Genomic DNA, 21,680 nt, shown 5'->3' on the forward strand with positions numbered 1-21,680 from the left:
CGGCAGTGACGTCGTAAGGCCCCACGTCCCGGGCCGATGGGCAGTCAGCGGGGCGCCGGGCGGGCGTCCATCGCCCGGCGCGCCCGGTCCGCCAGACCGTCCGCGCCACAGCTCTCGGCCAGTTCGAGCCCGCAGGCCAGCTCGGCGGGGAACCCGGCGGCGATGCCGTACTCCACCCGGGCGACGGCGAGTTCGTACGCGGAGGGTGACGTTTCCAGATGGGCGACGGCCTGCGCCAGCAACTCGACCTTCTCCGCGCCCTCCTTCAGGGACGCGGCACAGCACAGCGCGACCCCGATGGCGGTGTGCGTGCCGAAGCGTTCCGCCCGGTCCCTGGCGTACGAGGCGAGAGAGGCCGCGCGGCGCGGATCGTCGTCGGCGACCGCACGCGCGAGGTCGCACGCCCAGGGAGCCATGACGATGTTGTGACGGCCACGCGCGGTCAACGCCTGCCCGGCCGCTTCCAGTTCGACAATGGCTTCCTTCGTACGGCCGAGGGCGAGCAGCAGCCGGCCCCGGACGCACGGCGCGTCGGGGATGACGATCGAGGAGGAGTACGGCGGGGCGAACGCGTGGCGCTCGGCCGCCTCCAAGGCCTTGTCGACATGGCCGCGTGCGAGCAGGGTGTCGATCAGCATGCACGCCGCGTCCCAGTGCATCGGCAGACCGTTGCCGACCCGGTCGGCGAGCCGCAGGCTCTCGCGCAGATACGTCTCGGCGTCCGCGAGCCGGCCACGTCTGCGGTGGCCGTAGCCGACGAGAGCATGGGCGAAGGCCAGATGGCCTCCGCTCCAGCCGGAGATCTCGAAGGCCCGCAGCCCTTCCTGGAACAGGCTCTCGGCGCGGTCGAGCCGGTCGGCGAAGGCATACGAGAGACCGAGCAGCGCCGGTGGTTCGAAACCCCACGCCGAGTCGGCCCAGCCCACTCCGGGCGGCAACCGGCCGTCGCTCAGGGCGCGTTCACCGATCTGAACGTTCTCCTCGGCGCTCTCGCCCCGGGCCGTACCGTCGAACGCGCGCAGCATCAGCAGGATGCGTTCGGTGTTGTCACGTCCGGTGAGCCCGTCCGCCAGCCGGGCGAGCCGGCGGGAGCGCTCGGGGCCGTTCTCCTCGATGGCCTGCACGCCCTCCCACAGGAAGTGGGCGCCCTGGAGCCGCATCCTGGCGGGTCCGTCTTCGGTACGCGCGACCTCGGTGGCCACCACATGCGCGGCGTCACCGGTCTGGTTGTTGTGTGTCAGCGCCTGGGCCAGCCGGAACACCACATCCACCCGCAGGGCCGCGTCCAGCTGCGGGGTGTCGAGCGCGGCGCGCAGATGTCCGACCGTGGTGGCCGGTGAGGTGAGCAGTGTGGCGCAGCCCAGCTCGTACAGCACCAGTGGCCGCACGGACTCCAACGGCGGTTCCGCCAGCGCGCGTTCGAGGCAGCGCCGGGCGGCGTCCGGCGCGCCCACCGCGAGATGTTCGGCGGCGGCTTCGCGCAGCTGCTCGACGAGTTCGGGGTCGCCGTCCGGATGCACTTCGAGGAGGTGCGGCGCGGCTGCCGCCGATCCCCTGCCGCTGCGGGAGACGGCCCAGGCGGCGAGTCCGTGCATCGCGGTGCGCACACCCGGCGGGATCGCCCGGTAGACGGCGCCCGCGATGAGCGGGTGGACGAACTCCAAGGGGTCCGTGCCCACGAGGATGCGCGCGGCCCGTAGCCGTTCCGCGCACTCGCCGGCCTCTTCGGGGCTCATTCCCGACAGTGAGATCGCCAGATCGAGTGAGATGTCGGTGCCCAGGATGGCGGCCGCCCAGGCGAATCGGGTGGTGGCGGTGCCCAGTTCCTCCAGCCGGGCGATCAGACCGGTGCCACGTGCGGAGGCGCCGAGGGCGCGCAGTTCGCCGGCGAAGTCCTCGACGGGTTCGAGTTCGCTGTCCCGCACCTTGGCGAGCAGTTCGACGGTCTCGTACGCGTTGCCGCCGGTCACCGCCCATACCTCACGGCAGAACGGATCGTCCGCGTGCTCACCGAGGGCGGCGCGGGCCAGCTCGGCCGTGGCGTCGGAGGTCAGCTCGCTCAGCGTGACCACCAGCTTCGCCGCCGCTCCGATCTTCTGGAGAAACCATTCGGTCTCGCCGATGGCCTCCTCGGTGCGGTACGCGACGACGACCAGGACGGGCAGCCCGAGGGCCGGGCGCTCGGCGAAGGAGGTGAGCCAGGCGAGGGTCTCCAGGTCGGCCCACTGCGCGTCGTCCACGAGGAGGACGAGCGGTCCGTGGACGGCGGCGAGCCGCCCGACCAGGGCGTCGAGACCGTCCCGGACGCCCTGCGGGTCCGCGTGTTGGTCGCCCGGTGGCGCTATGCCGAGGGCCGGGCCGACGATCTCGTACCGGTCACCGAGCAACTCCCGTGCGTCCGTGGGACCGTCCGCCGGTCCGGACGCCGGTTCGGACACCGCTTCGGCGTCCGTCAGCGCGGGCTGGAGCAGCTGCCGTACGACATGGAAGGGGACGGAAGTGACGGTCTCGCCGCCGCGCGCGGACCACACCGCACAGCGCCCGGTGGCGAGTCGGCGCACCTCCGAGAGCAGCGCCGTCTTACCGAGCCCGGCGGCGCCGCGGTAGACGAGAAGCCCACTGGAACGCTTGCTTCCGCACAGTGCGTCCACGGCGTTGGCCGCCGCGGCGAGTTCGGGTTCACGCTCCAGCAGCGGGAGGGTGACCGAGTCATCCGGCCGGTACACCGGCATCCCTCGCTTTCTCGAACAGTGCGCAGGTCAAGTGTTGAGGGTAGCCCCGGAGCGCCCCGAGTGGACCCGAATCAAAACGAATTCGGCCGTTCGACTGCGCGACGGCGGTTCCAGGAGTAGAGAAATCCAGAAGCGTGATGCCCGGTCCGGCCGGAAGACGGCCCCGTGGAGGTGCGGCCGCGGGCGGCTGGGGGCCGGCGGCTGTGGGCGGGTACCCGGCGGCAGGGCGTCGCGAGGCGCCGAACACCCGTCCGCGGGACGGGTACGGGCCTCAGGCCGGCCGTCGTACGGCGCGCGGTGTACCGCAGGCCGGGCAGTCCGGTCTGCGGTCGTACCGTTCCTCCACCGGTTCGGACAGCGCCATCAGATTGAGGCCGAAGCGGAAGCCGGGTTCCATCTCCGGTACGCCCGTGAGCAGCGCGATCGCCGCGTGGACGAGGAGATGTCCGGAGAGGCCGGCGGTCACGGCGTTGACGGGGTTCCACTCCATCCGGGGCGAGGCGGCCTCCTCGTCCTGACCGGCGGCGAGGCGCAGATCGCGGCGGTCGACCTCTCCCGCGCGGTGGCACTCCCAGCACGCCCCCCGGCCGGGCGTGTGGACGCCGACGGTGACGAGCGGACCGCGGTAGCCGGCGTCGAGCCAGGGGATTCCGGCGGCCAGACAGACGCGGTTGGCCCAGCGGCGGATCTCCGGCGGCCGGTCGGCGCAGAGCAGCAGCAGATCGTAGCCCGGTGCGAGCAGCGTGGCGATGTCGTCGGGACCGCGGACCGCGCGGTGTTCCGTGGTCAGTGCCACCCGCGAGTTGACCGCCCGCAGGGCCGCGTCGGCGGCGGTGGCCTTGGACCGGCCGATGTCGCTCTCGTGGTAGAGGGGCTGCCGGTTGAGATTGGAGAGCTCGACGACGTCGCCGTCGACGCAGTGCATCCGGCCCACGCCCGACGCGACCAGGCCCTGGGCGGCGAAGCCTCCGGTACCGCCGAGGCCGAGGAGCAGGACACGGGCCGAGCGCAGCCGGGCCTGCAACTCCCAGGCGGTCGCGTGCGGTGACAGATCCATCCACCGCAACAGCGTCACCCCGCGGCTGTACCGTACGCGGTCCTCGTCGGTCAGGGTGTCCGGCGGCTCCGCCTCCGCGTCCTCCAGGAACCCGGCCTCGTACAGCTCGGCGATCGCCTGGACGACCGCCCCCCGTTCGACATCCGGGTGACGGGCGAGCACCTCGTCGACCGACTCGGCCTGGCCCAGGGTCCCGTCGAGCGCCTCGGCCAGCGTCCAGATCCAGCCGTCGGGGTCGGCGACCTCGGCCCCGATCCCGTACACCACGCTCCCGATCCGTACGTTCCCGTCAACGGTGCGGTAGGCCCGGTGTTCGGGCTTGACCCGGGGGCGTCGTAAGCCGGACACCGGCGGCGGCGGCCCGTCCGGCTTCACGCCCGTACCGCCCTCGGCTCCCTGAACCGGGCGGCCAGCTCGGAGGCGGCCAGGACGATTCTGAACTGATGCTCCACCTGGTCGTGGACCGGGATCCAGCGGGCGCGGCAGTCCGCTTCGAACGCGTCGCAGCGCCGCGTGAGGAACACATCCAGGGAGGCGCGTACGTCGGTCACTTCCGCGCCGTCGGCGCCGAGCATCTGGTGCAGCAGCCCCGCCGTACGGACGACCAGCCGCCGGGCGGCGATCCGGAGCGCCATGATCCGCGCCCGGTTCAGCGGCGGCAGTCCGCCCGTCTCACGCAGGGCCGCCTCCGGCGCCCATTCGTCCGCCAGCCCGCCGCAGATGGCGAGGTACTCCTCGACGGGTGCGAGCAGCGGACCCACGGTGGCGGGCAGGCCCGGCCGCACCCGCTCCAGCAGGCCGGCGAGGAACAACGCGTCCTGCCGGAGCGTCTGGCTGATGGTCTCCAGCGCGCCGCGCGGGTCGGGGTGGACCGAGGTGTCGCCGACCTCCTCGACCCCCCACATCGGCGCTTCGACGACCGCCGTGACGGTGCCGTACGCGTGCGGATGGAACCAGGTGGAGGTGGCGGTGGCGGCGGGCAGTGAGTGGAACTGATCCGTCTCCTGGGGCCGTGGCATGTCATAGACGCCCGGCCCCGGGCTCGGCCAGAAGAAGGCGTCGTACGGTCCCAGCTCCAGCGGTATCCGCAGATCGGCGGCGGACCGGCCGAGCCGTTCCGGGAGGCCGGGCAGCCGGCGGGTCAGCTGGACGAAGCTGCCGCCCACGTCCACGCCGTGCAGCGAGCACTGGAGGTAGGGCCGCAGCTCGTCCTGGAGGTCGAGAAGGGCCCGGGTCTCGGGCATCGGTTCCGCGCCGGGCTCCGTGGGCAGCCACTCGGGCTGTTCCGCGAAGCCGGGCCGGAAGAAGTGACGGTAGTGCTGGTCGAAGGTCATCGGGCCCTTGAGCCAGCGCTCGTTGCGGCGGGCTCCGTCGGGATCGAGACAGAGAACGAAGTGCCAGGTCGTGTCCATGGCCCGGCCCGGCCCGTGGGGCCGGGCGAGATACCGGGCCAGTCGCAGGGCTGTCATGCCGCCCACCGGTTCATTGGCATGCGGCCCCGCGACCACCAGCGCGTGCCGGCTCCCCCGCCCTATGGACAGCAGCCGTATCGGCTCCCCGGCCCGTGAGTAGCCGATGCGCCGCAGGACGGCGCGGTCCGGGTGCGCCGCGGCCAGGCCACGGGCGCGAGAGGTCAGTTCGTCGACGGTGAGATAGCGACCCGGCACAGCGGCCCGTTCAGGAACCGGTCGAGTTACTGTCGCCCGTGGTCTCTCGTCGGTCGAGACGTCGGATCTTGATGGTGGTCGGCTTGGGACGTGATGTGCTGTCGCTCTTGGCCATTTTTCGCATGGACCGCTCCTTCGACACCACGGCGCCCAACTCCCCGTTGAGCACCCTCATGTGATGGTCCGTCACGGATTGGGAGCACGTCAACACCTGGGATGACGTGTAATGCGATGGGGGGATACGTGCCAGAGGCACCTGTCCGGCGGGTATCTCACTGTCCGTCAGCGGGCCCGTCAGGCAGATTCGTCGAAGTCCGTCAACAGGGCCTCGATCGCGGCCAGTTCCGGTTGTTCGAGCGCGGTGGCGGTCACCACTTCGAGGTTCTGGTCCAGTTGCCGGACACTGCTGGCGCCGATGAGGACGGAGGTCACGCGCGGATCGCGCAGCACCCACGTGAGCGCCAGCTGCGCCAGGGTCTGTCCGCGTTCGCCCGCGAGCTTGTCGAGCGCGCGCAGCAGGGTCAGCTTCCGCTCGCTGAGCGCGTCCCGCTTGAGGAAGTGACCCACGGCCATCCGGGAGTCGGCGGGCACCCCGTTGAGGTAACGGTCCGTCAGCTGCCCCTGGGCCAGCGGCGAGAAGGCGATCACTCCGGCGCCCACCCCCGCGGAGGCGGCGATCAGACCGTTGTGCTCGATGCCGCGGTCCAGCATGTTGTACGGGTGCTGGTTGATCAGCAGCGGGGTACCGAGGTCCTTGAGTATCCCGGCGGCCCGTTCCATCTGCTCGGGCGGGTAGTTGGACAGCCCGACGTACAGGGCCTTGCCCTGCCGTACGGCCGTGTCCAGCGCCCCCACCGTCTCCTCCAGCGGAGTGTCGGAGTCGAACCGGTGGGAGTAGAAGAGATCGACATGGTCGACGCGCATCCGGGTCAGTGACTGGTCCAGGCTCGCCAGCAGATGCTTGCGCGAGCCGAACTCGCCGTACGGCCCCGGCCACATGTCGTAGCCCGCCTTGGTGGAGAGGAAGAGCTCGTCACGGTAGGGGCGGAAGTCCTGCGCGTAGAGCGCGCCGAAGTTCTCCTCCGCGCTGCCGTAGGGCGGGCCGTAGTTGTTGGCGAGGTCGAAATGGGTGACGCCCCGGTCGAAGGCACGGCGCAGCACGGCACGCTGGTTCTCCAGCGGCGCGGTGCCGCCGAAGTTGTGCCACAGGCCGAGGGAGACCTGCGGCAGCCGTACCCCGCTGTGACCGCAACGCGTGAAGCGCATGCTCTCGTAGCGGTCGGCGGCGGCGAGATGGGGAGGCTGCTTCAACGAACTCTCCTGCTTCCATGTTCACGGCGAAAATCGAGGCCGCGACCCGGTCAGGTCACGACATGTCGAGGTCACGACGTGTCCATATGATCGCGCAGCCCAACGGGACCGGACTCGGCCGGGTCCGCGTTTCCGCGGCTCCCGCGCTGTCCGCAGCGAAGCGGTCACGCACGGTGGCCCTATCGGTGACCGTCGCGGCCCGAAGGGGAAAGCTGACGGAACCAGCACTTCCGAGCAGGCCACACGGTGGGGATACCATCTGATGTATGGCCGTACGTGCCGTATGTCCCGTCCGGCCCGGTCACACGGTTCGGCAAGGAGGTACCCCGCCATGGCTCCCGCGACGCGTTTGTTGACGGTGCTTCCCACCGGCCACAGCGAGCTGCTGATGCGACAGGCCCGCTATGTCTCCTTCCCCCAGGACACCAGGATCTTCGAGGAGGGCGATCCCGCGGACCGGTTCTGGGTGATCCGCTCGGGCGCCGTCTCCCTGGACATGTTCGTACCCGGCCGCCGGCGGGTGATGGTCGAGACGCTCGGGGTCGGGGACCTGCTCGGCTGGTCCTGGCTGTTTCCCCCGCACCGCTGGCACTTCGGGGCCGAGGCGTTCAGTCCGGTGCGCACCCTGGAGTTCGACGGGCGCGCGGTACGGGCCTTGTGCGAGGACGATCCGGCGCTCGGCTACGCGCTGACCCGCTCCATCGCGGAGATCCTCGCCCGCCGTCTTGAGGTGGCGCGTACGAAACTTATCGACCAGTACATGCGCCACGGCGGCCCCGGGCTGTGAGCTGTCGCCGTACCCGCGCACGGCCGGGGTCGTCGGGGCCCGGGTCGGCGCGGCCCGCGCCCCGGCGCTACCCTGGAATCAGTGGTGGCCCCGGCGGGCGACCACACGGCGGTGGGGCCCGCCGTACCCGAACCGCGGTGACCTACCGCCAACGGTCCCTACTTGCGAAGGAGCGCGCCCGCGTACGGGCGCCCGGCGAGTAGGAGACGTATGCCCAGGGAAAGCCCGCGGCCCCGAGCGTTGAACGAGCCCGGCGAGCCCACCGAGCCCGCCGAACTCACCGAGCCCACCGAGCCCGAACCCGGTCCCGGTCCGTCCATGGCCAGGGCCCGGCAGTGGCGTGCGCGGGCCGGAGCGCTGTGGCCGGTGGTGGCCGTCGTATCGCTCGGCGGTTCGATCGGCGCGGCCGCCCGCTACGGGGCTTCCCTGCTGTGGCCCACCGCGTCCGGCACCTTCCCGTGGACGACCGTGACCGTGAACGTGGTGGGGTGCGCGGTGATCGGCGTCTTCATGGTGGTGATCAGCGAGGCATGGGCCGCGCACCGGCTGGTGAGGCCGTTCTTCGGGACCGGCGTGCTCGGCGGGTTCACCACGTTCTCCGCCTACGCGGTGGACATCCGGCTCCTGGTGGGCTCCGGGCGGCCCGCCACGGGCATGGCGTATCTGGGACTGACGCTGGTGGCGGCCCTCGCCTCGGTGTGGAGTGCGGTGTGGCTGGCACGCCGCGTAGTCGCGTGGAGGCAGACATGAACGGGCTGATGGGCAGCGCCCTGCGGCTGACGGTCCTCATCGGCGAATCCGATGTGTGGCACCACAGGCCCCTCTACACGGAGATCGTGCACCGCGCGCACCGGGCGGGGCTGGCGGGCGCGAGCGTGTTCCGCGGGATCGAGGGGTTCGGCGCGTCCTCGCTGATCCATACGCAGCGGCTGCTGTCGCTGAGCGAGGACCTGCCGGTCGCGATCGTGATCGTGGACTCGGAGGAGAAGATCCGGGACTTCCTGCCGCGGCTGGACGAACTGGTCCGCGAGGGGCTGGTCACGCTGGAGAGCTGTGAGGTCGTCCGTCATGCCGGCCGGCGGGAGGCGCGATGAACTGGCTGCTGGTCGTGGCCGGGGCGGCCATCGGTGCCCCGCTGCGTTTTCTGACCGACCGGAGCGTGCAGCGCGGACATGACACCGTCTTCCCGTGGGGAACGTTCGCCGTCAACGTCGTGGGCTGTCTGATCCTCGGGCTGCTGACCGGCGCGGTCGCCGCCGGTGCCGCCTCCTCGCGGACACAGCTGTTCCTCGGCACCGGACTGTGCGGCGCGCTGACGACGTACTCGACGTTCAGCTACGAGACGCTGCGGCTCGTCGAGGACGGTGCGAAGCTCTACGCCGTCGCGAATGTCCTCGGCAGCGTGGTGGCCGGGCTGGGCGCGGCCTTCGCCGGGGTCGCCCTCGCCGGGGCGCTGTGGGCATGAGCCGCCACCGGTACGGTGCGGTGGTGGTCCCCGGGACGGCCGACGACGGCAGCGGCTCGACGGGTCCGCGCCGGACGGCCGATCGAGGAGTATGTGAAGGCGATGCCCACAGCAGACGACGCACCGGTGATCCTGGGCGATGAGCCCGGCTCCTTCGCCCGGGGAGTACTGGCCGACCGCCATCCGGCGCTCATCCAGCAGGTACGCGATGCCTTTCCCTGCACCCCCGCGCAGCACCGGGCGCTCGACGCCCTCCTGCGCTCGGTCACGGACGGGGTGATGGAGCCGCTCGCCCCGGACGCGCACGACCGCGCGCAGTGGGAGATCTGGGGGCATGACTCCGCCGGGGGTTCCTGGTTCGGCCGGTCCTGGTTCGACGTACCGTTCCTGTGGGCCGAGAGCTATTTCTACCGTGTGCTCCTCGACGCCATGGGCTACTTCACCGACGGCCCGTGGCGGGGCGTCGACCCGTTCGCCCCCTTCAAGGACGCCGAGCTGCGCGGCACGACGGTGGACGACGAACTCGCCGCTCTCGACGCTCTCGCCGGACGGGCCGCCGACGAACAGGCGCGCGCGCTGACGCACGCCTCGCTCTGGGGCAACCGCGCCGACCTCGGCTTCCGGATCGCCTCGGGCGCCGTCCCCAGCGACAGCGGTACGGACCCGCGCCTCGTCGCGGACGACGGCCCTCTGCTGTGGTCCCTGCTGCCCGTGGGCGCGGTGGCGACGGTGCATCTGATCGCCGACAACGCCGGCCGGGAGCTCATCCCCGATCTCGTGCTGCTCGACCATCTGCTCCACACCGAGCGCGCCTCCCGCGTCGTCCTGCACGTCAAGCCGTATCCGTACTACGTCTCCGACGCGACGATGACGGACGTCATCGACAGTCTGCGGCGGCTGGGCGCGGCGTCCGGATACGCCGCCGAGACCGGCAAACGGCTCTGGTCCGCCATGGCGGACGGGCGGCTCGCGGTGCGCGCGCACGGCTTCTTCCGCGCGCCGCTGCCGTACAGCGCGATGCCCGACGATCTGCGCCGGGACCTCGCGGGCGCCACCGTGACGATCCTCAAGGGCGACCTCAACTACCGGCGTCTGGTGGGCGATCGGTACTGGGCGCCGACGTCCTCGTTCGCCGGCCGTACCGCGTACTTCCCCGGCCCCGTGGCCGCGCTGCGCACCCTCAAGTCCGATGTGATCGTCGGCCTCGACGCCCACACGCTGGACAGCCTTGAGGCGAGCGGGAAGCCGTGGCGTACCAGCGGTACGCACGCGCTCGTCCAGGCCCGCCGCTGAGAGAGCCGCCGCACTGGTGCTCAGCAACGCGCTGGTGCTCAGCAACGGAGAAGGGCCGCCGACGGTGTCGGCGGCCCTTCCGAAGGCCGGTCCGGGGGTCACCCGCGACGGCCGTCCCGCCGCTCGTCAGCGTGCCGGACCGGTACGGCGCGTGGTGGCCGTCAGCGCTCCCAGACAGGCAGCCAGATGTCGTTGTCGGCGCCGGCACAGGTGTACTGGATCAGGGCGTGCCCCTTGCCGACACCGCCCTTGACGTTCAGGCACTTCTGGCTCGACTTGACGACCAGCTGGTAGCCGATGCCCTTCCGTACGAACTTCCACAGGGCGTTGGCGTCGTTGCCGCAGGGCCACTGGATCACCGGGGTGCTGTTGGCGTTGCCACCGCCCTTGACGTTGAGGCACTTTCCGCTTTCCCGGGACGCGAACTGGTAGTAGCCGCCGCCCTTGGCCGTGGCCTCCCAGCGCTCGTTCGAGGCGCCGGCCCAGGGCCACTGGATGACCGGCGTGCCGTTCGCGCTGCCGCCGCCCTTGACGTTGGCTGCCTGGCCGGGGTCAGAAGCCAGGCGCAAGCTGAGCTGCTGGACGGTGACCGCTCGGTCCGTTTCGGGCTGCGCCGACGCGGTGGGAGTCATCGAGGCGACAAGCATCGTTCCCGCGAGAGCGGTGGCTGCGACGGCCCAGTTCAGCTTGTATGCCGACATAAATTCTCCTGACACGATTCGGGCCGGACTGTCCGGCCCGGGAGGAGACTGCCGGATGGCGTCGCCGCGGAAGAGAGGCGGCAACGCCAAACCACCTCTTCGGGTGCCCGGTGTGGGCCGGACGAGTGAAACGACCGTTTACATCCGCCCCAACCGTCCCAATCCGAACGCACTCGCGACCGCGGTGCCGCGATCACACGTGTGCTCCTCGCCGCTCGCGGGCCGGAGGACCCGGCCCGAAGGTGGGAAGCTGGGAGGAGAGCCCGACGGCGAAGGGAGCGCGGTGTGGCCATCAGGGCCGACGAGCCCGCGGATCCGGACCACCCCCGGCTTCGCTGGCCGTCGAACGGCGCCGTCCTGCTCTGGGTCGTGGGGCTGACCGCCGCAGCAGAGCGGGGGCGAAGAGCCCGGTGACGGCCAGTCCGAAGACGCTGACCGAGGTGAGCGTCAGCGCCGCGCTCCAGTCCCAGCTGAGGGTCCGGGCGCCGACAAGCGCGGCCAGCACCCCACCGACCGAGAAGAAGGCGTGGAAGGCGGACATGACGGGCCGTTCGTAACCGCGTTCGACCTGGACGGCATGGGTGTTCATGCTGACGTCAAGACAGCCGTTGCCGAAGCCGAACACCAGCAGGGCCACGGCCAGCGAGTCCGGGGTGAGCCGGTGCCGCAGCATGTTGTGGGCCATGAGACCGCGCACGCGCTCGGCCGCTTCGGGGTGGATCGCCGAGGGCGTCCACAGGGCCTGGAGCAGTTCGACGTAGGCGCGTGCGCTGCCGCTGTTGGCACGGGTGGTGTCGAGCTGCGGCACCCGGTGTCCCCGGCCGCTGGTGCCGGCGTCGATGGCGAGAGAGTGGGCAAAATGGGCCTCGGCCGCGTCGAAGCGTTCCACGGGGGTGTCGGTCAGTTCGAGCATGCCGTGCCGGACGGTGAGTCCGCGGAGGCCGAGTTCGTGGAGGATGTCGGCGACCCGGGCGGGCGGGGTGAGATCGAACAGCGCGTCGGCCGCCGTTCCGTCACTGATGCAGGTGCTCAGATAGAGCAGATCGTCGATCGCGATCCGGGTGGGGTGGCGGAAGCGGCTCAGCCCGGTGGGGCCGGGTGTGGTGATCCGCCCGGGTTGAACGTCGAGCATCGTCGCCCCGTCGAGCTCGCCCCGTCGGATGCGCTCCGCCGTCGCCAGCGCGAGCGGCACCTTGACGAGGGAGGCGGCGGGCAGCTGGGTGTCCGGGTCGATCCCCAGTTCTTCTCCCGTGTGCAGATCACGCACGAGCAGGCAGCCGCGCAGGCCGCCGTCACGCAGTTGCCCGCGCATGTCGCTGAGCAGCGCCTCGGTGTTCACGCCGCCGCCCCTCCCGAGGCACCCGCCCGGATGCCCGCGCCGAGGAGGCGGGCGAGGGCGTCGCCCAGACGCGCTTCGATGTGCTGCGGATTGCCGTCCGCGGCGGCGGCGAGGGCGAACCCCCGGCTGAGTGTGATCTCACCGATGGGCCGCCAGTTCAGGGCGAGCTCGTCGGCCTGTGCGGGGGAACACAGCAACAGGTCGCGTGTGCACAGGACTTCCGCCGTGGCGGTCGTCAGGTCGGCCGCGGGAACGAGCTGCGCGGGCCGCAGGCCCACCGCGTCGCGCAGTCGCGTCAGCGGGTCACGGATGTGCGGCACGTCGTCTTCCGGCTGGATCCAGATACGGCGGGCCGGGCCGGCGAAGGCTCGTCCGATCCGCAGCGTCTCGACGTACACGCGCTTGACGCCGGGATCCTGGGCACCGGCGAGCCCGAGCGGGACGGACCACGTCGCCTCGTCCGCGGGCACCGCGAGCACGGCGGCACGCACCTGTTGGGCGTGGATGAGCTTCCCGCGCTCCGCCGGCGCCGCGACGCGGAGTTCGAGCGTGACCCCGTGACCCCGTGCCTCGGCGACGAGGCGGGCGAGACCGGCCGTGGAGCAGACGCCGGGCACGGCGAGCCGCCAGGGTTTGCGCTTGGCGGCGGCTGCCTCGTTCAGCAGCACCTCGGCCGACTGTACGAGCTGTCTGGCCGCCGGCAGCATGTCCCGGCCGAAGGGGGTCAGGACGGCCCGCCGTGACGTGCGCTCGAACAGCTGCTCACCGAAGCGCTCCTCCAGCGCGGCGACACGACGGCTGGCCACCGACTGGGACATCCGGGCAGCGGCCGCTCCGACGGTGAAACTGCCGTGCTCGCTGACGCTGACAAACGCGTGACACGCTCCCACCAGATCCACAGCCGCACCCTATGCCAGATCGGCATGGAACAGCGCATGAGCGTATTGGACCGCATGGCAGCCCGGAGGTGAGGGTGGTGCTGGCACTCACGATCACGACCACGCACCGGGATGGGGCCGTGTCACCCCATCCCCTATGCGCCTCGCGTGCGGGGCGCCCCGGAGGTTTCGACCATGCAGCACAGCCGTGCCCGACGCACCGTTCTCGGTGCGCTCGCCACGCTCGCCCTCGTCCCGCTCGTGGCCTGTGGCCAGGACAGTTCCGCGGCCTCGCCGTCCACCTCCGCCGTGTCGCCCCCGTCCGCCACGGCGACAGAGCCGAGTGCGGCCGCGAAGCCGTTCGCCGGCGAACTCAAGGAGCTTGAGCGCACGTTCGACGCGCGACTGGGTGTGTACGCCGTCGACACCGGCACCGGGCGCGAGGTGGCGTACAACGACGGCGAGCGATTCCCCTTCGCCTCCACGGTCAAGGCGCCGGCCGCCGGTGCCGTGCTGCGGAAGTACTCCCTGGGCGGCATGGACCGGGTGATCACGTACTCCAAGGACGATCTGATCGCCAACTCTCCCGTGACCGAGAAGCACGTCGAGACCGGGATGAGCCTGAAGGAGCTGTGTGACGCCGCCGTCCGCTTCAGCGACAACACCGCGGCCAACCTGCTGTTCGACGAGCTCGACGGACCCAAGGGCCTCGAAGCCGTACTCAGGGGCATCGGTGACGACGTCACCCTGATGGAGCGCCGCGAGCCCGAGCTGAGCCGATGGGTCCCGGGCGACACACGGGATACGAGCACGCCGCGGGCGCTGGCCACGGATCTGCGCGCGTTCGTTCTCGGAGACGTCCTCGGCAAGGACGAACGCGCCCAGCTCACGACATGGCTGCGGACCAACACCACCGGGGACGCGCTCATCCGAGCCGGGGTGCCCAAGGGCTGGGTGGTCGGCGACAAGACCGGAACCGGCAGCTATCACGGCGCCCGCAACGACATCGCCGTGGTGTGGCCCCCCGGCTCCGCCCCCATCGTCATGGCGATCATGTCGAACCGCGGCGACAAGGACGCCGAGCACGACGACAAGCTGATCGCGGAAGCGGCATCCGTGGTCGCGGAGGCGCTGTCGTAGCGGGAGACGCTGTCGCGTCAAGGAGAACCACGCGATGCACGCCCCCCGCCCACGAGCCCGCCCATGACTCCGGGCGCGTCTCCGGGCACGGTCCGGGCAGCAGCTCCGTTTACCGACCCACGTCCTTGACGAACACCATCCCGTCGTTTCCGGCCAGGTGGGCCGGGTCACACGCGGAGTATCCGAACCAGCCGGACACGCGGGGGGCGGGCCGCGTGTCGCCGAGGACGGTGGCCAGCCGGCGGGTATCGACGACGTAGCTGTTCTCCGGGAGCGCGTACAGGAGTCCTTCGACGGTGTCCGCCGGCGGGGTGTCCACCCCCTGGTGCCGGATCGTGCCGAGGGCCGTGGCCAGGAAGGCGTACTCCTCGCCCAGGTGGGCGCTCACGATCGCGCCGGCGCTCCACCACTCCAGCAGCGTTCCGCCCATCCGCATCGTGCTCTTCTCCCGCTGGAGATGGGAGTTGTGGGCGTGGACCATTGCCGGGCCACGCGCGGCGACGGCGAGGAGGTTGTCGGCCATCATCCGGTCCCGCAGGCCCACCAGCCGCGTCATGCGGCTCGGTGATGTGTCGGCCATCCAGAAGTGGTAGCGCAGCAGGCCGGTCGCGGTGCGCCCGTAAAGGCGCGCCCGGTCCCAGTCGTCCCGCGAGGTCGCGCTGATCACGTGCGGCGTCTGCGCGTCGAGCAGCGCCACCAGATCATCGGCGAGCAGCCGCAGCTCCCTGGCCTCGGCCGACTGCCCCACGGACCGGGACGGGTCCATCATCGCGGCGGGCTCGGTCCACCGGTCGTCGGCGCCGAGCAGACGGTCGAGCGTTTCCTCGGTGCAGGGGAGCAGGTCCGCGTCCACCCGGGCCGCGAGGCAGCCGTGGAGTGCGGTGAGGGCCTGCCGGGGGCTCGCGGCGCCGCTGATCTCCAGCGGGCCGTCGAAGCCGGCGAAGCGGAGCCGCTCGGACGCGGGCCGGCCGTCGTTGTACGCCCGTATCCAGCGCACGAGTTCGCGGTTGGCCGCGGACGCGCCGAACCCGTGGCTGAATCCGCGTTCCATGACCTCGTCGAGGGTGCCCGTACCCGAGGTGACGTAGTCGTCCACGACCAGACCCATCAGGCAGTCGCTCTCGATCGCGATCGTCCGGTAGCCCTCCTGCTCGACGAGCTGGCGGAAGAGCTCGTTGCGCAGGTCGAGCAGAGTGTCCTCGCCGTGGGTGGGCTCGCCCACGGCGAGCAGGCGCGGCCGGGCCGGAAGCAGCTTCATGACGGCCGCGGCCTCGACGGCATGGGTGGTGTCCTTGATGTCAGTAGCCATGCCTTCAACGGTATCGTTGAACCTTCGGTGGAAACTTTTCCGCGATATCGTCGGGCCCGTGGGACGAAACCTTCAAAACGTTGAACGGCTCAGGCCGATTGACCTGGCGCGCGGGCACGGTCTGTCCACGCAGGCCATCAGGAACTACGAGGAGGCCGGCATCCTTCCGGCCGCCGGTCGCACACCCCACGGTTACCGCGCCTATACCCCGCTGCACGCGCGGGCCCTGGACGCGTTCCTCGCCCTCGTGCCCGGCCACGGCCACTCGACGGCGACGTCGATCATGCGGGCCGTGAACCAGGGCGCGGTCGATGAGGCGTTCCGCCTGATCGACGAGAGCCACGCCCAGCTGCTCGACGACCGGCGGACTCTCCAGGCCGTGGAGGGCGCCCTCCGAGACCTGGACCCGGCACCCACCACGGCGTCCGGACCCGACGCGGCGGTGTCCGGGCCCGGCGGCACGTTCATCGGGCCGCTGGCGGCGGAGCTCGGCATCCGGCCCGCGACGCTGCGCAAATGGGAGCGCGCCGGGCTGGTGCGCCCGCGCCGCGACCCGCTGACCGGGTACCGCGTCTACGACGAGGCCGATGTACGGGACGCCCGGCTGGCCCACCAGCTCAGGCGGGGCGGCTACCTGCTGGAGCGGATCGCCCCGCTGATCGCCCAGGTGCGGACGGCTGGCGGGCTGGAGCCTCTGGAGGCCGCGCTGAGCGACTGGCACGGCCGGCTGGCCGCCCGCGGGCGGGCGATGCTGACCGGGGCCGCCGAGCTGGAGTCGTACCTCCGCGAGCGCGGATGAGACTTCGGCAGCCGGCCGAGGAGAACAGGGGGCACCAACGGTTCCGTCCGGCTGACCCGTCCGCGCCCTCGGGTGCCCGCTTGCCGCGGGTCGGTGTGCGCCGCACGCTGGGGTTATGGCTGTTCCCGCGTCCGCCGCGCCCGCCACGGAGACCTACGGCGGCTGGGCCGTCGAGACCCCAGGACCGATCAGCACCGGGCGGCCGCTGGTCCGCGTCAGCCGCCGCGTGCCCACCCCCGGCCCGGGCGAACTGCTGCTGCGGGTGGAGGCGTGCGGCGTCTGCCGTACGGATCTGCATCTGACCGAGGGCGATCTCGCCCCGCACCGCCCGGCGAGCATCCCCGGCCATGAGATCGTCGGCCGGGTGGCCGCCGTCGGCGAGGACGTGACGCGGTTCCGTACCGGCGACCGGGCCGGCGGTGCCTGGCTGCGCGGTACCTGCGGGACCTGCCGCTACTGCCGGGCGGGACAGGAGAATCTCTGCCCATGGTCCCTCTATACGGGATGGGACGCGGACGGCGGCTTCGCCGAACTGGCCATCGTCCCCGAGGCGTTCGCCTACCGGCTGCCGGAGAACCACGACGCCGCGCACCTCGCGCCGCTGCTGTGCGCCGGAATCATCGGCTATCGCTCGCTGCGCCGCAGCGCGCTGCCTCGCGGCGGGCGGCTGGGGCTCTACGGGTTCGGTGCCTCCGCCCATCTGGCCGCGCAGGTGGCGCTGGCCGAGGGCGCCACGGTCCATGTGCTGACCCGGTCGGAGCGGGCACGTGAACTCGCCATGGAACTCGGCGCCTCCTCGGCCGGTGACGACCGGGACCGGCCGCCGGAGCCGCTGGACTCGGCGATCCTGTTCGCTCCGGTGGGTGACCTGGTGCCGGTGGCGATGGAGGCCCTGGACCGGTCGGGCACGCTGTCGATCGCCGGAATCCATCTCACCGACATTCCGGTACTCAACTACCAGCGCCATCTCTTCCAGGAACGGAATCTGCGCAGCGTCACCTCCAACACCCGCCAGGACGGGCACGACTTCCTCGCCCTGGCCGAGCGCATCGGCATCCGCGTCACCGTCAGCCGCTATCCGCTGAGCCAGGCCGACCGGGCGCTCGCCGACCTCGCGGCCGGCCGGGTGAACGGCGCCGCGGTGCTCGTACCCGACTGACGCGCGTGCCGACCGACGCCCGTACCCGACCGGTTCACACCGCCACCGCGCCGACTCACGTGGTACCGGTACCGGGCAGTTCGAGCCGGCGCGTGGTGCCGGGGGCGATGACGGACTCGACCCCGCCGAGCACCACACGTACCGGACCCTCGCCCGCGTCCGGCACGACGATCCGTACCCACTGGGCGCGGATCCGCAGATCCACGTCCCAGTGATTGCGGTAGCGGATGCCCACCCCGAACTTCGACAGCTGGGGCAGCGGCGCCGGATCCAGCCAGAGCGCGTTGTCACGGGTCTCCAGACCGGTCAGCCCGCGCTGCACGAAGTCCAGGGTGCCCGCCATCGCGCCGAGATGGATGCCCTCCGCCGTGGTGCCGCCCTGCACATCCGCCACGTCCCCGGCGAGCGCCTCCTCGGCGAAGGCCCACGCGTCCTCACGGCGGCCCCGGGCCAGCACCCACGCGTGGACGAGGGAGCTGAGCGTGGACCCGTGGCTGGTGCGGGCGAGGTAGTAGTCGACGGTGGCCCGCCAGGAGTCGTCGTCGAGCCGGTGACCGAGCTGCCGGAAGAGCCCGGCGAGTTCCCGGGGCGAGAAGAGATAGCCGAGCATCAGCACATCGGCCTGCTTGGACGCCTGGTAGCGGTTGGCCGTGTCGCCCTCCGCCTCCAGGATCCGGTCCAGCCGCCGGATGTCGCCGTACCGCCGCCGGTACCCCTCCCAGTCGAGTTCGGCGAGGTCCCCGTAGCCGGCGAACTGGCTGATGACCCCCGCGTGGTACGGCACATGGAGCCGGTGGGCGATGTCGTCCCAGCCGTCCTGTTCCGACGGCGCGAGCCGGATGCGGTCGAAGAGCTGATGGCGGTGCGAGAGGGGCAGGGTCCGGCAGAGTTCGAGGGCCCGGGTCAGTACCCAGGCGGCGGTGACGTTCGTATAGGCGTTGTCGTCCAGTCCCGGCACCGTGGCCTCCGGGTAGCCGTCGTGGTACTCGTCGGGACCGACGACACCGCGGATGCGGTACCGCTCCAGCACCGGGTCCCAGACCGCGCTGCTCGCCCAGAACCGCGCGATCTGGAGCAGCATCTCCGCGCCGTCGGTGTGCAGGAACTCCGTGTCGCCGCTGGCCTGACAGTACTGCCACACGTTGTACGCCACCGCCGAGCCGACATGGTGCTGCAACCGGGAGTAGTCGGGCAGCCAGCGGCCGGAGCGCGGATTGAGGTGGAGTTCCTGAGTCTCCTCGCGCCCGTCGCTGCCGCTCTGCCAGGGGTACATCGCGCCCCGCCGGCCCACGCTGCGCGCCGCGTGGATGGCCGCGGGCAGCCGCCGGTAGCGGTAGCCGAGCAGGGACCGGGAGACCTCCGGGAAGTGCAGGTTGAGGAACGGCAGGACGAACAGCTCGTCCCAGAAGACATGCCCGCGGTACGCCTCGCCGTGCAGCCCTCGGGCCGGTACGCCGACGTCCAGTCCCGCCGTGTGCGGGGAGAGGGTCTGGAGTACGTGGAAGAGGTGCAGCCGCAGGATCCGGCCCGCCTCGCCGGGCACGTCCAGCGCCGCCTCCCGCCAGATGCGTTCCCAGGCACGGTGGTGCGAGGCCAGCAGCCGGGGGAAGTCGGCGGCACGCCGTACCTCCTGGACGGCGGTGGTCCGCGGGCCGCTGATCGCCGGGTCACGGGAGGTGTACAGCGCGACCGTCTTGTCGACGGCCACCGTCTCGTCGCGCCCGACGGGGATCGTGAGGGTCTGGACGGCCTGTCCGGCGGTGAGCCGCGCACGGGGCGTGAGGGTGCGGTGGTCGGTGACGCGGATACGCGCGGCGAGCGCGATCCGGATGTCGGAGTTGACGGTGCGGCACCGCAGCCACACCACGGTGTCTTCGTGCTCGGCGCCGCTGCGCACGTGGGTCAGATGCCGGCTCGCCAGCTCGCTGTACCGCTCCACTCCCGCGTTGCGCACATCGCCGTCGAGACCCGACTCCACCTCCACCTTCCCGGCCCAGCCCTCCGCGGTGAACGAGGTGCGCTGCGCGGCGAGATGCGGCTCGCCCATGTGCACCAGCCGGCACTGCTCCACGCGCAGCCGCCGGCCGGCGTCGTCCTCGTACACCGACCAGCGGGTCAGGGTGCCGTGCCGCAGGTCCAGGCTCTGCCGGTGGGTGAGGAGGTGGGGGCCGTCGGGTGAGAGCCACGGTCCCGGTGCGGCTCCCTCGGGGCGTACGCGGTAGCGCAGCGGAAGCCAGTTGGGCAGATTGACCATGTCCTCGTTCTCGACCTGACGGCCCGCCACGGTGGAGATCAGCCGGTTGTAGCAGCCCGCCGCGTACGTGCCGGGGTAGTGCGCCGGTCCCTCGGAGGTCTCCGACGCGGCGCCGCGGGTGCCGAAGTAACCGTTGCCCAGCGTGCAGAGCGCCTCGCGCAGGCGCTCCGCTTCGGGGTCGTACCCCTCGTAGGTCCAGGTCCAGGCGCGTGCGGTCACCCGCTTCTCCTGTTCACGCTTCCCCTGTTCCTCGCGGGACCTGGGAGATGGCCCATGGACCCATGGCACCACGGCTGACGGCCATGAGCACGGCGGGGCCGGGGTGAAGGTGCGAGTAAGGACCTCTCCCGGCGCCGCCGCCGGGCGCACCGGCTCGGGGTGTACGAGGACGGGCGGCTGGTCGCGTTCGCCACGAGGTTCGCTACGAGGTTCACCACGAGCGATTGCTATGAGCGATTGCTACGACGACGATCCGGGCGACGGCGACAGATAGCCGGCGAGGGTGCCGCGGCTGCGCCGGAGCTTGTCGATCCGCTCGTCCGTGGCCGCCAGCTCGCGGCCCAGGACGGCCCGCAGGTCCACGCACATGTCGAACTCCGGCGCCTCGCCCCTGGCGCACGGCAGCACCACGCGGATCACCTCCGTGGACAGGCCCGCGTCCAGCAGCGCACGCACCTGCCGCACGGTGACCACGGCGTCCTCGTCGTAGTCGCGGTAGCCGTTCGGACCGCGCCCGGCCTCGAACAGTCCCTGCTCCTGTCTTTCGTGGAGCTGCTGCACCGCGCCTACCGGGCCGAACCGCTCACCTCACCGTGAGCGCCCGTCAGCCCCGTCAGCCCCGTCAGGCCCTTCATCCCCGTCAGGCGCTCCTGCGCGTCCTACGGCAACGACGGAGTGCGCGCCGCTGCGGGCCGTCGGGCCCGCGCTGTGGTTCGCGGGCACCAGCAGCCGTCCCCGGTGGGGGCCGCGGCGCAGCGCCACCGCGTGCCCCGGACCCACCGCGTACCAGCGCCAGTCCGCGGCTTTGACCGACTCCGTGATGTCCCGCTGTGGTGACCAGCTCCGGCCGCCGTCCGGGCTGCGCTGCATATACACCCGGCGGACGGATCCGGCGACCGCGCCCGCCACCACCCGGCGCTTGGTCACGCCACCGATCGTCCGGCAGGTCACGAGCACCACATCCCGCCGAGCGGGCGGTGGGCGGCGCGCCCTGACGCTCCGAGGCGGCCCTGGGACCTGTCCTCAAAGTCCCGCCCGCCCCTCGGGCGGACGGCGCCACTTTGAAGTCACGCCCTAAGACTCCCCCGCCCCGTCCGCGTCGGCAGCGGTACGGCCGGCCAGCCGCTCGTACCGCTGCCGCGCCGCCTGCGGAGTGCCGAGACCGAGACCGAAGGCGATCTCCTGCCAGGTCATCTCGCGACCCCGGGCCATCTTGAGGAGCCCGGCTTCCAGTTCGTCCATTTCGCCGCGCGCCAGGGGGATGAGGCTCAGAGCGGCGGTGATGTCGGCGTGGTCCACCTCAGGCTCGCCGTCCTCGGACCGCGCGGCGCCGCTGAGCAGGAACGACACCAGTCTGATGGCCTCGTGCGGCGCGATGACGGAGGGATGGACCTGCCGGCGGCGCTGCTCGTCACTGGCCGCGTGCCGCTCGGCGATGCGGAACAGGGACGCGTGGACGCGGTGCGCGCGCGCCTGCTCCGGGTGCGGGGGTGTGAAGGGGTCGGTGGGCCGACCGGAAGTCGATGACATACCCCCAGGATCAGCGACACACAAGGTGATGTCAACCGAT

At 71.6% G+C, this 21,680-nt stretch carries 21 protein-coding genes; 8 read left to right on the top strand and 13 right to left on the bottom strand.

The features are described 5' to 3' along the window. Positions 1 to 44: 44 nt before the first annotated feature. From ACIRQP_RS25395 to ACIRQP_RS25415, 5 genes are all read right to left on the bottom strand, one after another. Positions 45 to 2,726, bottom strand: a complete 2,682-nt coding sequence (locus ACIRQP_RS25395; RefSeq protein WP_403893431.1) for an ATP-binding protein — start codon at positions 2,724 to 2,726, stop codon at positions 45 to 47. A 277-nt stretch (positions 2,727 to 3,003) separates the two neighbouring features. Beyond that, a complete protein-coding gene (locus ACIRQP_RS25400; protein ID WP_403893432.1) occupies positions 3,004 to 4,164 on the bottom strand; it encodes a HesA/MoeB/ThiF family protein in 1,161 nt (386 codons plus the stop codon). Further along, the gene (locus ACIRQP_RS25405; protein WP_403893433.1) at positions 4,161 to 5,456 is read right to left on the bottom strand and encodes a M14 family zinc carboxypeptidase; all 1,296 of its coding nucleotides are present in this window, start codon (positions 5,454 to 5,456) and stop codon (positions 4,161 to 4,163) included. The genes ACIRQP_RS25400 and ACIRQP_RS25405 overlap by 4 nt, the downstream gene beginning before the upstream one ends. Positions 5,457 to 5,466: 10 nt before the next feature. Then, entirely contained in the window at positions 5,467 to 5,631 is a 165-nt protein-coding gene (locus tag ACIRQP_RS25410) for a hypothetical protein (RefSeq protein ID WP_403893434.1), read from the bottom strand. Between the two features lie 119 nt (positions 5,632 to 5,750). After that, positions 5,751 to 6,722, bottom strand: a complete 972-nt coding sequence (locus ACIRQP_RS25415) for an aldo/keto reductase (RefSeq protein ID WP_403893490.1) — start codon at positions 6,720 to 6,722, stop codon at positions 5,751 to 5,753. A gap of 376 nt (positions 6,723 to 7,098) precedes the next feature. Here ACIRQP_RS25415 and ACIRQP_RS25420 point away from each other — a divergent pair, with 376 nt between their 5' ends. The 5 genes from ACIRQP_RS25420 to ACIRQP_RS25440 all read left to right on the top strand — a co-directional run bounded on the left by ACIRQP_RS25420 (position 7,099) and on the right by ACIRQP_RS25440 (position 10,312). Beyond that, positions 7,099 to 7,554 carry a cyclic nucleotide-binding domain-containing protein gene (locus tag ACIRQP_RS25420; RefSeq protein WP_403893435.1) on the top strand — a complete coding sequence of 152 codons (456 nt, stop codon included), beginning with the start codon at positions 7,099 to 7,101 and terminating at the stop codon, positions 7,552 to 7,554. A gap of 318 nt (positions 7,555 to 7,872) precedes the next feature. After that, positions 7,873 to 8,304, top strand: a complete 432-nt coding sequence (locus tag ACIRQP_RS25425) for a fluoride efflux transporter FluC (protein ID WP_403893491.1) — start codon at positions 7,873 to 7,875, stop codon at positions 8,302 to 8,304. Further along, a complete protein-coding gene (locus tag ACIRQP_RS25430; protein ID WP_403893436.1) occupies positions 8,301 to 8,648 on the top strand; it encodes a DUF190 domain-containing protein in 348 nt (115 codons plus the stop codon). Before ACIRQP_RS25425 ends, ACIRQP_RS25430 begins: the two co-directional genes overlap by 4 nt. Beyond that, entirely contained in the window at positions 8,645 to 9,019 is a 375-nt protein-coding gene (gene crcB / locus ACIRQP_RS25435; protein ID WP_403893437.1) for a fluoride efflux transporter CrcB, read from the top strand. Before ACIRQP_RS25430 ends, crcB begins: the two co-directional genes overlap by 4 nt. 102 nt (positions 9,020 to 9,121) lie before the next feature. Then, on the top strand, positions 9,122 to 10,312 hold the full coding sequence (locus ACIRQP_RS25440) for a damage-control phosphatase ARMT1 family protein (protein WP_403893438.1): 1,191 nt from the start codon (positions 9,122 to 9,124) through the stop codon (positions 10,310 to 10,312). 161 nt (positions 10,313 to 10,473) lie between these two features. Here the strand turns inward: ACIRQP_RS25440 and ACIRQP_RS25445 are convergent, their stop codons facing one another. From ACIRQP_RS25445 to ACIRQP_RS25455, 3 genes are all read right to left on the bottom strand, one after another. After that, on the bottom strand, positions 10,474 to 11,013 hold the full coding sequence (locus ACIRQP_RS25445; RefSeq protein ID WP_403893439.1) for an RICIN domain-containing protein: 540 nt from the start codon (positions 11,011 to 11,013) through the stop codon (positions 10,474 to 10,476). A gap of 292 nt (positions 11,014 to 11,305) precedes the next feature. Continuing rightward, on the bottom strand, positions 11,306 to 12,352 hold the full coding sequence (locus tag ACIRQP_RS25450) for a serine hydrolase (RefSeq protein WP_403893440.1): 1,047 nt from the start codon (positions 12,350 to 12,352) through the stop codon (positions 11,306 to 11,308). Further along, the gene (locus tag ACIRQP_RS25455) at positions 12,349 to 13,251 is read right to left on the bottom strand and encodes a LysR family transcriptional regulator (protein ID WP_403893441.1); all 903 of its coding nucleotides are present in this window, start codon (positions 13,249 to 13,251) and stop codon (positions 12,349 to 12,351) included. The genes ACIRQP_RS25450 and ACIRQP_RS25455 overlap by 4 nt, the downstream gene beginning before the upstream one ends. 174 nt (positions 13,252 to 13,425) lie before the next feature. On the opposite strand from ACIRQP_RS25455, the gene bla reads away from it, so the two are divergent. Further along, entirely contained in the window at positions 13,426 to 14,370 is a 945-nt protein-coding gene (gene bla / locus ACIRQP_RS25460) for a class A beta-lactamase (protein ID WP_403893442.1), read from the top strand. Between the two features lie 109 nt (positions 14,371 to 14,479). Here the strand turns inward: bla and ACIRQP_RS25465 are convergent, their stop codons facing one another. Then, positions 14,480 to 15,679: an erythromycin esterase family protein gene (locus ACIRQP_RS25465; RefSeq protein ID WP_403893443.1), complete on the bottom strand. Its 1,200-nt coding sequence runs from the start codon at positions 15,677 to 15,679 to the stop codon at positions 14,480 to 14,482. 58 nt (positions 15,680 to 15,737) lie between these two features. Here ACIRQP_RS25465 and ACIRQP_RS25470 point away from each other — a divergent pair, with 58 nt between their 5' ends. Together ACIRQP_RS25470 and ACIRQP_RS25475 are read left to right on the top strand one after the other, a co-directional pair. Further along, on the top strand, positions 15,738 to 16,478 hold the full coding sequence (locus ACIRQP_RS25470) for a TioE family transcriptional regulator (RefSeq protein WP_403893444.1): 741 nt from the start codon (positions 15,738 to 15,740) through the stop codon (positions 16,476 to 16,478). Between the two features lie 115 nt (positions 16,479 to 16,593). After that, positions 16,594 to 17,637, top strand: a complete 1,044-nt coding sequence (locus ACIRQP_RS25475) for a zinc-dependent alcohol dehydrogenase family protein (protein ID WP_403893445.1) — start codon at positions 16,594 to 16,596, stop codon at positions 17,635 to 17,637. Positions 17,638 to 17,692: 55 nt separating this feature from the next. Here the strand turns inward: ACIRQP_RS25475 and ACIRQP_RS25480 are convergent, their stop codons facing one another. From ACIRQP_RS25480 to ACIRQP_RS25495, 4 genes are all read right to left on the bottom strand, one after another. After that, positions 17,693 to 20,110, bottom strand: coding sequence for a glycoside hydrolase family 65 protein (locus ACIRQP_RS25480; RefSeq protein WP_403893446.1), 2,418 nt, complete (start codon positions 20,108 to 20,110; stop codon positions 17,693 to 17,695). A 240-nt stretch (positions 20,111 to 20,350) separates the two neighbouring features. Further along, entirely contained in the window at positions 20,351 to 20,671 is a 321-nt protein-coding gene (locus ACIRQP_RS25485; RefSeq protein WP_403893447.1) for a MerR family transcriptional regulator, read from the bottom strand. A 27-nt stretch (positions 20,672 to 20,698) separates the two neighbouring features. Continuing rightward, positions 20,699 to 21,037, bottom strand: a complete 339-nt coding sequence (locus tag ACIRQP_RS25490) for a hypothetical protein (protein WP_403893448.1) — start codon at positions 21,035 to 21,037, stop codon at positions 20,699 to 20,701. A gap of 147 nt (positions 21,038 to 21,184) precedes the next feature. Then, entirely contained in the window at positions 21,185 to 21,640 is a 456-nt protein-coding gene (locus ACIRQP_RS25495; RefSeq protein WP_403893449.1) for a DNA-binding protein, read from the bottom strand. Positions 21,641 to 21,680: the final 40 nt, after the last annotated feature.

The sequence above is a fragment of the Streptomyces sp. NPDC102274 genome (assembly GCF_044766385.1).
In the GTDB taxonomy this organism is placed as follows: Bacteria; Actinomycetota; Actinomycetes; order Streptomycetales; family Streptomycetaceae; genus Streptomyces.

Excerpts from the sequence above, each read along its gene's own strand:
- ACIRQP_RS25410 (WP_403893434.1), bottom strand. The coding sequence starts at position 5,631 with ATGAGGGTGCTCAACGGGGAGTTGGGCGCCGTGGTGTCGAAGGAGCGG.
- ACIRQP_RS25415 (WP_403893490.1), bottom strand. The coding sequence starts at position 6,722 with ATGCGCTTCACGCGTTGCGGTCACAGCGGGGTACGGCTGCCGCAGGTC.
- ACIRQP_RS25420 (WP_403893435.1), top strand. The coding sequence starts at position 7,099 with ATGGCTCCCGCGACGCGTTTGTTGACGGTGCTTCCCACCGGCCACAGC.
- ACIRQP_RS25425 (WP_403893491.1), top strand. The coding sequence starts at position 7,873 with ATGGCCAGGGCCCGGCAGTGGCGTGCGCGGGCCGGAGCGCTGTGGCCG.
- ACIRQP_RS25430 (WP_403893436.1), top strand. The coding sequence starts at position 8,301 with ATGAACGGGCTGATGGGCAGCGCCCTGCGGCTGACGGTCCTCATCGGC.
- crcB (WP_403893437.1), top strand. The coding sequence starts at position 8,645 with ATGAACTGGCTGCTGGTCGTGGCCGGGGCGGCCATCGGTGCCCCGCTG.
- ACIRQP_RS25440 (WP_403893438.1), top strand. The coding sequence starts at position 9,122 with ATGCCCACAGCAGACGACGCACCGGTGATCCTGGGCGATGAGCCCGGC.
- ACIRQP_RS25445 (WP_403893439.1), bottom strand. The coding sequence starts at position 11,013 with ATGTCGGCATACAAGCTGAACTGGGCCGTCGCAGCCACCGCTCTCGCG.
- bla (WP_403893442.1), top strand. The coding sequence starts at position 13,426 with ATGCAGCACAGCCGTGCCCGACGCACCGTTCTCGGTGCGCTCGCCACG.
- ACIRQP_RS25465 (WP_403893443.1), bottom strand. The coding sequence starts at position 15,679 with ATGGCTACTGACATCAAGGACACCACCCATGCCGTCGAGGCCGCGGCC.
- ACIRQP_RS25475 (WP_403893445.1), top strand. The coding sequence starts at position 16,594 with ATGGCTGTTCCCGCGTCCGCCGCGCCCGCCACGGAGACCTACGGCGGC.
- ACIRQP_RS25495 (WP_403893449.1), bottom strand. The coding sequence starts at position 21,640 with ATGTCATCGACTTCCGGTCGGCCCACCGACCCCTTCACACCCCCGCAC.